This is a genomic window from Ruminococcus sp. (assembly GCF_017650195.1).
In the GTDB taxonomy this organism is placed as follows: Bacteria; Bacillota; Clostridia; order Oscillospirales; family Ruminococcaceae; genus Ruminococcus.
This window is the reverse complement of sequence record NZ_JAGCFH010000094.1, coordinates 1-11356: the sequence shown is the minus strand read 5'-3', so window position 1 is coordinate 11356 and position 11356 is coordinate 1. Positions and strand designations below refer to the sequence as shown.

Annotated in this window: 13 protein-coding genes; 11 read left to right on the top strand and 2 right to left on the bottom strand. The window is 41.7% G+C overall.

The window, feature by feature from the left end:
• Window positions 1-73 precede the first annotated feature (73 nt).
• The gene (locus J6U00_RS04005; protein ID WP_296579194.1) at window positions 74-796 is read left to right on the top strand and encodes a GNAT family N-acetyltransferase; all 723 of its coding nucleotides are present in this window, start codon (window positions 74-76) and stop codon (window positions 794-796) included.
• Between the two features lie 149 nt (window positions 797-945).
• Here the strand turns inward: J6U00_RS04005 and J6U00_RS04000 are convergent, their stop codons facing one another.
• The gene (locus tag J6U00_RS04000) at window positions 946-1536 is read right to left on the bottom strand and encodes a nitroreductase family protein (protein ID WP_296579192.1); all 591 of its coding nucleotides are present in this window, start codon (window positions 1534-1536) and stop codon (window positions 946-948) included.
• A gap of 232 nt (window positions 1537-1768) precedes the next feature.
• Here J6U00_RS04000 and J6U00_RS03995 point away from each other — a divergent pair, with 232 nt between their 5' ends.
• The 7 genes from J6U00_RS03995 (at window position 1769) to J6U00_RS03965 (ending at window position 6880) form a co-directional block, all read left to right on the top strand.
• Window positions 1769-1975: a PLD nuclease N-terminal domain-containing protein gene (locus tag J6U00_RS03995; RefSeq protein WP_296579190.1), complete on the top strand. Its 207-nt coding sequence runs from the start codon at window positions 1769-1771 to the stop codon at window positions 1973-1975.
• 5 nt (window positions 1976-1980) lie between these two features.
• Window positions 1981-2880 carry an ABC transporter ATP-binding protein gene (locus J6U00_RS03990; protein WP_296579187.1) on the top strand — a complete coding sequence of 300 codons (900 nt, stop codon included), beginning with the start codon at window positions 1981-1983 and terminating at the stop codon, window positions 2878-2880.
• Window positions 2877-3647 (top strand): ABC transporter permease subunit, encoded by a 771-nt coding sequence (locus J6U00_RS03985; protein WP_296579186.1) that lies wholly within the window; start codon window positions 2877-2879, stop codon window positions 3645-3647. Before J6U00_RS03990 ends, J6U00_RS03985 begins: the two co-directional genes overlap by 4 nt.
• A 39-nt stretch (window positions 3648-3686) precedes the next feature.
• On the top strand, window positions 3687-3995 hold the full coding sequence (locus J6U00_RS03980; RefSeq protein WP_296579184.1) for an autorepressor SdpR family transcription factor: 309 nt from the start codon (window positions 3687-3689) through the stop codon (window positions 3993-3995).
• A complete protein-coding gene (locus tag J6U00_RS03975) occupies window positions 3973-4614 on the top strand; it encodes an SdpI family protein (RefSeq protein WP_296579182.1) in 642 nt (213 codons plus the stop codon). Before J6U00_RS03980 ends, J6U00_RS03975 begins: the two co-directional genes overlap by 23 nt.
• A gap of 306 nt (window positions 4615-4920) precedes the next feature.
• On the top strand, window positions 4921-5442 hold the full coding sequence (locus J6U00_RS03970; protein WP_296579180.1) for a nitroreductase: 522 nt from the start codon (window positions 4921-4923) through the stop codon (window positions 5440-5442).
• A gap of 313 nt (window positions 5443-5755) precedes the next feature.
• The gene (locus J6U00_RS03965; protein WP_296579178.1) at window positions 5756-6880 is read left to right on the top strand and encodes a hypothetical protein; all 1125 of its coding nucleotides are present in this window, start codon (window positions 5756-5758) and stop codon (window positions 6878-6880) included.
• A gap of 120 nt (window positions 6881-7000) precedes the next feature.
• On the opposite strand, the gene J6U00_RS03960 is transcribed toward J6U00_RS03965, so the two are convergent.
• Window positions 7001-8707: a dockerin type I repeat-containing protein gene (locus J6U00_RS03960; RefSeq protein WP_296579175.1), complete on the bottom strand. Its 1707-nt coding sequence runs from the start codon at window positions 8705-8707 to the stop codon at window positions 7001-7003.
• Between the two features lie 288 nt (window positions 8708-8995).
• Between J6U00_RS03960 and J6U00_RS03955 the strand changes: the two genes are divergently transcribed.
• The 3 genes from J6U00_RS03955 (at window position 8996) to J6U00_RS03945 (ending at window position 11189) form a co-directional block, all read left to right on the top strand.
• Window positions 8996-10333 carry an MATE family efflux transporter gene (locus J6U00_RS03955; RefSeq protein ID WP_296579172.1) on the top strand — a complete coding sequence of 446 codons (1338 nt, stop codon included), beginning with the start codon at window positions 8996-8998 and terminating at the stop codon, window positions 10331-10333.
• Between the two features lie 93 nt (window positions 10334-10426).
• The gene (locus tag J6U00_RS03950; RefSeq protein WP_296579170.1) at window positions 10427-10597 is read left to right on the top strand and encodes an antitoxin VbhA family protein; all 171 of its coding nucleotides are present in this window, start codon (window positions 10427-10429) and stop codon (window positions 10595-10597) included.
• A gap of 1 nt (window position 10598) precedes the next feature.
• Window positions 10599-11189, top strand: a complete 591-nt coding sequence (locus tag J6U00_RS03945) for a Fic family protein (protein ID WP_296579166.1) — start codon at window positions 10599-10601, stop codon at window positions 11187-11189.
• Window positions 11190-11356 lie beyond the last annotated feature (167 nt).

Genomic DNA, 11356 nt, shown 5'->3' with positions numbered 1-11356 from the left:
GTCAGGGTGCTGGAAGAGATGATAGAAAATGAGGCAATTAGCTAATAAGGAAAATAATAGGAGGGTAATAGAATTGAAGCCGCTGGAGCAGAACGAACGGGAGCAGTTTATCAAGGATAATCAGGACGCCTTCAATTACGGCGCCCTTGAAGAATTTGGTCAGCGTGACGATCATTTTGAAGAGGAAGGTAATATAATTTCCCGAGATACGATTGAACTCGCAATAGATGAGGGTACAGCTTACCGTATAATGCAGGAAGGAATAGCTGTCGGCGGTGCTGTGATAAAAACTGAATACGACCATGGAGAACTTGAACTTCTTTTTGTATCTCCTTCTTTTCACAACAAGGGCATAGGATATAGAGCATGGAATGAGATAGAAAAAAATTATCCTGAAATTACTGTCTGGGAAACCGTCACGCCATATTTCGAGAAGCGGAATATCCATTTTTATGTAAACTGCTGTGGCTTCCATATAGTTGAATTTTTCAGTGAGCGCCAGTGTACTAAAGATGATGAGCGGTTTGAGATGTTTCGTTTTGAGAAACTACTGCCAACTACTCCCGAAGCGATACAGCAGCAGGTAAAACGAATTACACACTATGAGGAAATAATGCATCTGGCTGGAAACGGTTCTTCGGAGCTAGTCAGGCAGCTTTCTGACTATTACGGAAGTGCTGCGTGGAAGCGCGACTTTGCTGCTGATGAGGCAGGACTTCTTCCTGGAACGCTCAAAAGGGGAGTGCTTTCTGAGGATGGTATATATGATCTTTTGGAGGAGTTTGAACAGCTCTGAACGTGAAAGCATATTATAAACAATCAAACGTGGAAGCTTCTTTTCTAGATATATTACGAAATAAAAAACAGCCTGTGCTCACACATCAGTACAGGCTGTTTTTGACGTAACCTACTTTAATAAAAGCAGGAACGTCCATATAGTTGTTATCAATACCGGAATTCCACTATCTCGTCAAGCGGTTTTCTCGGACGTTCTAAAGGAGATTCATCAGGATATCCCAAGGCAATAGCTCCGACAAGCTGACAGTCGGTATCAAGGAAATCAGTTATCTCCTTGTATGCAAAGGAGGTGTTAGCTATCCAGAGGGTTCCAAGTCCAGCTCCGGCAGCTTTCAGGAGGATATTTTGTATCGAAGCTCCTATGGAAAGGGTATCACATATTTCAGTTATTCTGCCATTGGCATCTGTTGGGATAAACGGAGATGTTCCGTTGGTATTAAGAACGATTATAATAACAGGGGCCTCACGCATGATACGAAGAGTGTTCCATGCGTCGGCAAGACCAGCTTTAAGTTGCGGTATATCCGGCAGTACTCCTGTAGTGTTGTTCAAACCAAGCTCCATGCTGTCGAGTAATTTGGTTTTGGGGGCATCTGCAAAGACGATATATTTCCATGGTTGTCTGTTCTTTGCGGAGGGAGCTGCCTTGCCTGCGCTGAGGATATCTGTGATCATTTCTTTTGAAACGGGATCGTTCTTGTATTTCCTTATACTTCTTCTGCTGTAGATCTGTTCCATATCTTATACCTCGTGTAATGTTAAATATATTTTATTATATTATACATCTGTATGAAAATAAAGTCAATGACACAGTATCAATAGTATGCGGAGAGGAGTTTAGAAAAATATCTAAATAGATATTGACAAATCATTCTAATGATGATATAATCTATTTAGAGAATCATCAAAACAGATGGCTTTCTAAATAGATTATGTGACTATTGACATAGTTGTAAAAGGAGGTTATACTATGAACACTGAAATCAAAGAATATTTACCGCTCCTCATTCCCCTTGTTATTGCGGAATTTGCACTGTTGGGATACACCATTTTTCATATATTGAAGCATAATACATATAAGCACGGCAATCGTATTCTATGGCTTATTATCGTAATATTAGGCATGAATTTTATAGGACCTATCCTCTACTTTCTTATTGGAAAGGAAGAGGAGTGATATGCATGAACGTTCTTGAAATAAGGAATATTCAAAAGAGCTTTGGCAGCAAAAAGGTGCTTGATGGCGTGAGCTTTTCTGTGCCTGAAAACTGTGTTTTTGGCTTTGTCGGCAGAAACGGTGCAGGAAAGACCACCACAATGAGAGCTGTACTCGGGCTCCTGAAAATAGACGGCGGGGAGATAGATGTCTGTGGTGAAAGGGTAAGATACGGTAGTACACTTCAAAGTGGTTGTATCGGTTATTTACCTGATGTACCTGAGTTTTATGGGTATATGAATGCTACCGAGTATCTCAGGCTCTGCGGCGAGATAACAGGTATGGACAGCCGAACAGTAAAATCAAGATGCTCAGAGCTTCTTGAGCTAGTCGGACTTGATAAGGAAAAACACAGAATAAAAGGGTATTCGCGCGGCATGAAGCAGCGCCTCGGAATAGCGCAGGCTCTTATAAACCGTCCTAAGCTTCTGATATGTGACGAGCCTACTTCTGCTCTTGATCCAGTGGGCAGAATGGATATCCTCGATATCATAAAAGCTGCAAAGGAGCAGACATCGGTAGTATTTTCTACACATATCCTATCAGACGTTGAGAGAGTATGCAGTAGGGTGGCTTTCCTTGAGGGCGGGAAGACAGCTTTTTCAGGCAGTATAGAAGAGGTACACGCACTTAAAAGGGATACTGCTCTTGAGCTTACTCTTGCAAGATCTGAAGATATTCCAAGTGTGACAGCTGCTTTCCCTGATAGTATCATTACTGAGGGAAGGATTATATTCTCTAAAGCCTCCGATAAGGATTGCTCAGAACTCATGGCTTTTCTGTCGGCAAGGAATATTGCCATAATGCGTCTTGAAAGGCATGAAGCTGATCTTGAAGACCTTTTCATGGAGGTGATCGGCAAATGAACGGCTATAACGCTTTTTTAAAAAAGGAAATTAATGAGCTTGTCAGAACAAAACGGCTTATGATAATAATGATAGTTTTCATTATCGTCGGGATACTTAATCCGGCTACAGCAAAGCTTACTCCAAAGTTGCTTGAATTAGCGTCAGCTGACTATGACAATTTGGGAATAACAGTAGGAAATATAAGAGTTACAGCGCTTGATTCATGGACACAGTTTGCAAAGAATATTTTTACCGTACTTATAGTATTCGTTGTAATGTTCAGCGGAATATATGCCTCGGAGTATTCAAAGGGTACGCTTATTCCTCTTCTGACAAAGGGGCTTTCCCGTAATTCAGCGGTCTTTTCAAAGCTCACAGTCATGATTCTTACATGGAGCGCAGGATTTTGGCTTTGCTTTGGAATAACGTATTTTTACAGCGATTACTACTGGGATAATTCATCTGTCATGGAGCTGTTTTTTGCAGGATTCTGCTGGTGGTTTTTCGGCTTGCTGATGATAAGCTGTATAGTGTTTTTTTCATCGTTTGCAGGCTCGGCTGCGCAGGTGATACTCGGTACGGGAGGCGTGTACATTTTTATGTCGCTTGTCGGATTGTACAGTAAGGCGAAAAAGTTCCTTCCTATACAGCTTACGAACAGTCTTTCACTATATAACGGCGAGCTGGTCCCTTCGGATTATACTGCTGCTGTGATCATTACAGCTACAGTATCACTGATGCTTGTTGCAGCTGCACTGCCTTTGACGCATAATCGGCAACTATAAGGTGTTTTATGCAGAATTCTCAGAGAAAGGAGAGGGGGAATGGGTTTCCCAGAAACATTTAAAGCGCTGTCGGACCCTGTCCGGCGTGAGATACTTACAATGCTGAGAAAGGGAAGGCTTTCAGCTGGTGATATCGCGTCACATTTTGATATGACGGGCGCTACTGTATCCTATCACTTAAAACAGCTTAAAACGGCTGATCTTATATACGAAACAAAGGAAAAGAATTTTATCTATTATTCTCTCAACACCTCGGTGTTTGAGGAGATATTGCTTTGGGTATCGCAGTTTACGCCTGATAATACAGAAAAGGAGGTGCAGGAGTTTGAAGAGACTGAAAAAAAGTGACGTCATATCTGTTATACTGTGCCTTTGTACGATGATTCCAGGCTTAGTGGTATACAACAAGCTTCCGAAGAGAGTTGTCATAAACTGGGGCATCACATCGGCTCCTAACAATACCTCATCAAAAGCCTTTGCAGTGTTTGGAATACCCATGATTTTTTCTGCTTTCATGCTTTTGTGCTGTATCTATATACGAAAGCTTGAACAGAAACAGCGCAACAGTAAGCTTTCACCTATTGTGCTGACATTCTTTCCCGTGATACTTTATCTATGCCAGGGTACAATACTTCTTTATGCTCTCGGGAAGCTCAAAGATGTACGCTTTACGGCGTGTCTGTTTGTGTCTCTATGCATGATCGTACTCGGAAATTATATGCCAAAGCTGCGAAAAAACTGGATAGTCGGAATACGTACTCCGCATATAGTTTCAAACGATGAGGTTTGGTATAAAACACATCGTTTTGCAGGATTTATAATGATTGTCTGCGGCATAGCAGCGTTCATTGCTTTGCTACTTGGCTGGTTTGTTGCAGCTTTTGTGGTAATCATGGCTTCTGTCATTTTGCCACTGATATATGGCGAGACCGTATATTATCTTTGCAGAAAAGATAAACAGATTTGAAAATACTTATATATGTAGGTATCCCCAGAAAAAAGTAACCGCTGGGGATATCTTTTTATTTCGAAAAATTATTTTCATGTAAAATTGACATCGAATTCATCAAGTTTAAAATATGATAATTTGTGACTATAATAGCTATATGATACATATTTCACCATGTATCTTGCTATTTCTGTAATTATATGTTATAATAATTAAACAGAAAAGGATGTGAATATCAGCAAGACAGTAAATGTTTTCTGTGATATCACAAAACGTTCTTACATCAAAGCATATTTTCAACAATATTCTAAGGAGGAACTGATCATGGACGCAATGACAAATCTACTCACAAGAAGAAGCATAAGAAAATTCAAATCTGACATGGTGCCGAAAGAGATCATTGAAAAGATCATTGAAGCAGGCACATACGCTCCGACTGGTATGAACCGTCAGGCACCTATCATTATTGCAGTAACGAACAAGGAAATACGTGATCGCCTTTCAGTGCTCAATGCAAAAGTCATGGGAATGGATAATACCGATCCCTTCTATAATGCTCCTGTTGTGCTTATCGTTTTGGCAGACAAGGATATGTTCACATATCTCTATGACGGAAGTCTCGTTATGGGAAATCTTATGAATGCAGCCCACGCCTGCGGCATATCGAGCTGCTGGATACATCGCGCAAAGGAAGAATTTGAGTCCGAGGAGGGCAGGGAAATCCTCAAGAACCTCGGTATAGAAGGAAACTATGAGGGCATAGGACATTGCATACTGGGCTATGCGGACTGTGAAGAGCCTGCGGCTGCTCCTAGAAAGAGCAATTACGTTTATTGGCTGGAATAATAATGACAGCTGTTTAGTCGACTGCCTTTGGCGAAAAAAGCTGGTTACCGAGCCTGAGTTCAGGCTCGGTAATTTTTTGTTCTCTCTCGGCAACATGTCTGTACTTCGCCTACATTTATATTTAACTTTTTATAGAATGATTATTTGGATTATTAGTGTAAAATATGCTGATAACAGACAAGTGATTATTGACTTTGTTGAATTAATATGGTACAATAAACATATAAAATGTGTTTTATTTTTTATTACTTTCACATTTTATCTCGACAGATTCTCCAACAAGACCTTAAAGCAATGATAAGGAGAAATAATTATGGGAATGATGGATTTCTTTAAAGTCAGCAACGGTATCGCTAACAATATCAGCTTTATAAGTGACATACTTGGCACAGGTACATATTCAGGACACGTTGATTCAGCAAGAAGACCAAACGGTCACGGAGTTTTTATAAACAGCCTTGATATAGAATATGACGGAGAATGGAAGGACGGAATGCTGTGTGGTTTCGGAAAAAAATACGCCAAGGGATACTATGACATGTTACAGGGCGGCGACGATGAAACGTGCAAATCCCTTATGTATGCCGGCGACTTTAGGAATGACAGATTTCACGGAAAAGGACAGCAGTTCAGCCAGACGGGAAAGCTCGTTTACGACGGCGAATGGCAGGACGGTTGGAGATGCGGCGAAGGTATCGAGTATTACGAGAACGGCAGGCAGAAATTCAAGGGTACATGGAACAGGAGCAGATATCACGGAAAAGGCGTGTATACTTATGAAAACGGCAATGTGATAGAGGGCGAATGGATAGACGGTCTCCTTGAAGGAGAGGCAGTTTTTAAGGACCGTGACAACTGCGTATACAAGCGCAGCTATAAGAACGGAGAAATAATACAGGAGCAGCTTATAAGCGGTACGCCGAAGCCTTCTCCTGATGCAAAGAGGGTCATAAAATCTGAAACAGGAATATACGAAGGCGAGGTAGGCTTTACCGGAAAAATGCATGGAAAAGGCGTTATGTCATATATCAACGGTAACAGATATGAAGGCGGCTTCAAGGAAGGCGTCAAGCATGGCAGAGGCGTTTTTACATGGGCGAATGGTGATGTTTACGATGGTGAATATGCAAACGGTCTGAGAAACGGAAGGGGAGTATATAGCTCCAAAAACGGAAACAAATACGACGGGGAGTGGAAGGATAACCTGAAAAACGGTCACGGGATATTCTACTATAAAAACGGTGATCGTTACGATGGTGAGTATTCAAACAGTCTCAAGCATGGACACGGCGTGTATTATTCCGGAAACGGCAGCATTTTTGAAGGGGAGTGGCTGAACGATATGCGTCATGGAAACGGTATCATCACTCTTGCAGATGGCAGAACAATACGACAGAAATGGGATAACGACAAGTTGATAAGTGAAGAAAAACTTTAATTAGCGAAAAATATAAGAACGGCGTAATAGATCGTGAAAGCGGAATAATAAGCATTTCAGGATTTTGCTGTTATAAAAAACAGGTATACAGAAGTGCTTACTTCTGTATACCTGTTGCGTTTAGTACTCCTTACTGTGATATTTTACAAGCATATCAATAAATTCCATTTCAACGGGAAGATCCGAATACCTAAGCTCCTTGAGATAATTCTGTATCTCCACACAGTCTATCCAGCCGTAGGCGTCTCCGGTGCAGTAGATATTAAGGAATACAGGCTTTCCGTCAGTGTCCTTGCCAATAAGGTATATCCTGTATTCTCCGTAATCGATTCTTGACACGTAATTTTTACCGAATTCATCGTTTAAGTGCTTGCTGATATCCTTAGAAAGATTTCTTGTTTTGCTTAATATTTCGTCAGGCATCAGTCCCTTTTTTGCATTTTCATTTTTCATCATATCAAGCAGATCGTTGTACCATTCCGTCCCTTCCCTCATTTCAACAAGGGAATCATAAGAATTTTTTTCATTGTTACTTCTTATGCCATTATAGATCATTTGATACATATTACCGTTCTCGTCATAGAACGTAACATCCTGTGCCCGTCCCCATGCGAAGTTGTCATAGAATATGGCGAGCATTGGCTGAGGATCCTCAGCAAGACCTGTGTATTCTCCCGTACCCTTAACGAGGAGCTTTTTCATGCTGACAAGGTCGAATACGTCAATCACTCCGTCTTTGTTGGTATCGGCATTTTCTGGCTTTGGAATATCACGTGTTCCAAGCAGCCAACTCTGAAGAGTGACAACGTCAGAAATACCGAAAACACCGTCGTAATTACAGTCACAGGGGACTAAAGGGGTACACTCCTCCTCGTTTATCATAGACGGCTTAAGATCGAAATCAAAGCGGAATGACTGAGTTATCCTGCCAGATGATTCGTCAGCGCATGAAACACCTGAATAATCGAAGTTCATTGTGACGGTCCCTGGCTTTGAAGCAGTATAAAGTATGACATTGGCTACCTTATCTCCCATCATGGGTACCAGCTGAGGATTACTGATGTTATAGCTCAGGAAATCCCTGACCTGTGGTATACCGTTCTGTGAGAACTTTAGACTTGGAGAATAACCTACTGAGCAATATACTGCGTAATTATCCTTTACTGATATCATTCCGTTAGCAGATATATAATCATAGACCTCTGTCATGCTGTCGGGAACCCAGCCAAAAATATCACTTTCGGTTATATTTCCATCATCGTCGCTGTAAAAGCTCAGATGTGTTCCACGTGAGTACTCAGGGTCATAATTTTGCGGGCCGCTGTGCCAGTATATATCCAATCCTGTACCCGGTTCAAGAGCATACACGTCTACAGTATAATAAAGTTTTTTATCCGCGTATTCAGCGTCTCTTTCGGATATGTGCAGCTTTTCAAGTGCGGCGAGGTATTCTTCTGATGCTGTACTGTCGGAAGGATCAGGCTTTTCACTAATACCCGAAAAGTATGTTTCTGACATTATGCAGCAGTCGTCTTCGGCGTATGTCACAGGATTGTAAGAATAAAAATTCTTGGTATTGTCCTTTTCACTGTTCATTCTGAAAACGCAGCATACATATTTGCCTTCAATGTGAGTACAACCATATTTTGCGTCAAATTCCATTGCCTCCGAAAAATCTGTAGGTATCCATTCAGGCAGCGAGTTCACTACTGAGACTATGTCGCCAGAAAGCTCCGGCTCGTCAGCAGCATAAGACGCTGGATTTACTGTAGGAAGAAGTAGCAGTAACGAAACCATAAATGCCGAGATACGTTTAAAAATACTCATATAAACCCTCCTTCGGAATAAAAATCCATATATTAACTTTAACGTTTTTGATTATATGTATGTGCGGCATAAATTGTAAACTTTATGTGAATAAAGCCCTTATTTCTTTTTGGTTTATTATGAAATGAAAAAGGCTGTTTTTTGCAAAGCCCCGTTGATATTTAAAAAATAGTGTGATATAATTGTTTTGTCTCTAATGAACTCACTGATAAAGAATGTCTGAGCATCCGGTCACAGTGCTTATTTTGATTTATGAACCGACATTAATCAGACATTGGAGGAGATAAAATGAAAAAAGACTTTTCTCAGGGACCAGTATGGAAAATAATTCTTTCACAAGCCTTGCCTCTCATGCTGGCTCAGCTCATACAGCTTTTATACAATGTTGTGGACAGGATCTACATTGGTCATATAAACTCAGGGGATGGTACTGCTCTCACAGGTATAGGCATAACGTTCCCCGTGATTACTTTTATCATAGCTTTTGCTGCTCTCTTCGGAGCAGGTGGAGTCCCCCTTTTTTCTATATCCAATGGTGCCGGCAAGACTGAACGTGCTGAGCAGATACTCGGCAATTCATTCTGCCTTCTGCTCATAAGCTCAGTGGTACTGACGTCAGTTGGATACATATTCTGTCGGCCGATACTTTATTTCCTCGGTGCAAGCAACGAATCATTTGTTTATGCTTCTCAGTATCTTAAAGTATATATGGCAGGAACAGTTTTTTCGATGCTCAATACAGGAATGAACGGTTATATCAACGCACAGGGCTATCCGAAAACGGGAATGATGACCGTTATCATAGGCGCGGCACTAAATATCCTGCTGGATCCTCTTTTTATTTTCGTATTTGGTCTCGGTGTAAGAGGTGCTGCTCTTGCAACGGTAATCAGTCAGGCGGTGTCTGCCATTTGGATACTATTGTTTCTGACCGGAAAGAAAGCGTCGCTTAGGCTAAGAGTAGGTAACATCAGGATAATTCCAGCTCTGACTGCAAGTATAATAAAGCTCGGAACTGCTAATTTTGTAATGCAGGGTACTACCTGCTTTGTTCAGGCTGCCTGCAATTCAACTCTTCATACCTTCGGTGGTGATGTATATGTTGGTATAATGACGGTCCTCAACTCAATAAGGGACATCTTTATGCTTCCTGCTCACGGGCTAATCAGCGGCGCTCAGCCAGTAATGAGCTATAATTACGGAGCTGGGAAATACGACAGGGTAAAGTCAGTGATACGTTTCAATACCCTTACGGGAGCTGCATATACTATAGCGGCATGGCTGCTTGTTTTTGCGTTTCCGGAATTATGGCTCAGGATATTTTCGAAGGACAGTTCTTTTATTGAATACGGAGTATCGGCTATAAGGATATACTTTTTCGGTTTCGTCTTCATGTCCTTCCAGTTCGCAGGACAGTCTGTATTCCAGGCTCTTGGCGACGCAAAGCACGCGATATTTTTTTCGCTGCTGCGAAAGGCTGTGATAGTGATACCGCTTACGCTCCTTCTTCCGAGACTAGGCATGGGTGTAAAGGGAGTATTCATTGCCGAGCCTGTATCCAACGCTCTTGGTGGTATGGCATGTTTTGTTACGATGCGGAGAACTGTATACAGGAAGCTGGTATAGATGAGACGGAGGCCTTTTTGAAGGAAGCCTGTTTATTTTTCTTGACAATTCGTGAAATATGGATTATAATAGTCGGGTAAGGAGCTGATATTCATGGGAAATGTAACTACCGAAAAGGCGTTCAGAAATCAGCTTGCGTCCGTAAGAATGGAAGGCTTTCACTTCTCTGGCAAGGAGATTGAAAACGTAAAAAAATGTCTCAGTGGCGAACTGACCTTCAAGCAGTTTACCGATAAGATAGTCAAGGAAGTACGGAGCAAGTAAAATGGCTGTTTACAGGATAGACGGCTGTCAGTGGAACTGCTATCCGGGTACAACGGTGCTTATAAACAAGCTTGGTATAAAAGACCAGAGTGAACTTGACGCCGTTGAAAAGCAGATAACCCTGCTGAGGGGCATACAGGCTGAACAGCAAACGGAATTCAGAAATGTTGATTTAGATTTCTATAAAAGGCTGCACAGTCTGCTGTTCGGAGATATTTACGATTGGGCAGGTTGCCTGCGAACTATAAACATATCCAAAAAGGGAACTGTATTCTGCGACCATTCCCAGCTTGAAAAAGTGGGAACGAAAAAGTTTGAGCGACTTGAAAAGCTTGACTTCCTGTGCGGAATGCCAGAGGAGAGATTTTTTGACGAGCTTGCTGAGCTCTGTCATGATATGAATATGCTGCACCCTTTCCGTGAGGGAAACGGAAGAACGCTGAGGCTGTTTATTACGCTACTTGTGAGGAACACAGGACGTGATATCGACTTTGCGAAATGTGGAAGCGATATAATGATGATAGCGGCAGTCAAGGCAGCTGAGGGGGATATCTCGGTGCTCAGGACGGTGCTTTCCGATATAATTACCTAAATAACATATATCATTAAAAGGGGCTGCACAAAAATAACTGCACGCAAGTTATTGTTGTGCAGCTTTTTTTTGCTATATAATTTGGGGCCTCTTTACGAGGCCCCGTGTTCGTTTGGGGGACTGAGTTTTTTACAGCCCCTTTTAGTTTATTATCTTCTGCCCGGCTT

Coding starts and splice junctions, on each gene's coding strand:
- J6U00_RS03990 (WP_296579187.1), top strand. CDS start 1,981: ATGAACGTTCTTGAAATAAGGAATATTCAAAAGAGCTTTGGCAGCAAA.
- J6U00_RS03945 (WP_296579166.1), top strand. CDS start 10,599: ATGGCTGTTTACAGGATAGACGGCTGTCAGTGGAACTGCTATCCGGGT.
- J6U00_RS03960 (WP_296579175.1), bottom strand. CDS start 8,707: ATGAGTATTTTTAAACGTATCTCGGCATTTATGGTTTCGTTACTGCTA.
- J6U00_RS03970 (WP_296579180.1), top strand. CDS start 4,921: ATGGACGCAATGACAAATCTACTCACAAGAAGAAGCATAAGAAAATTC.
- J6U00_RS03950 (WP_296579170.1), top strand. CDS start 10,427: ATGGGAAATGTAACTACCGAAAAGGCGTTCAGAAATCAGCTTGCGTCC.
- J6U00_RS03995 (WP_296579190.1), top strand. CDS start 1,769: ATGAACACTGAAATCAAAGAATATTTACCGCTCCTCATTCCCCTTGTT.
- J6U00_RS03980 (WP_296579184.1), top strand. CDS start 3,687: ATGGGTTTCCCAGAAACATTTAAAGCGCTGTCGGACCCTGTCCGGCGT.
- J6U00_RS03985 (WP_296579186.1), top strand. CDS start 2,877: ATGAACGGCTATAACGCTTTTTTAAAAAAGGAAATTAATGAGCTTGTC.
- J6U00_RS03955 (WP_296579172.1), top strand. CDS start 8,996: ATGAAAAAAGACTTTTCTCAGGGACCAGTATGGAAAATAATTCTTTCA.
- J6U00_RS03965 (WP_296579178.1), top strand. CDS start 5,756: ATGGGAATGATGGATTTCTTTAAAGTCAGCAACGGTATCGCTAACAAT.
- J6U00_RS04000 (WP_296579192.1), bottom strand. CDS start 1,536: ATGGAACAGATCTACAGCAGAAGAAGTATAAGGAAATACAAGAACGAT.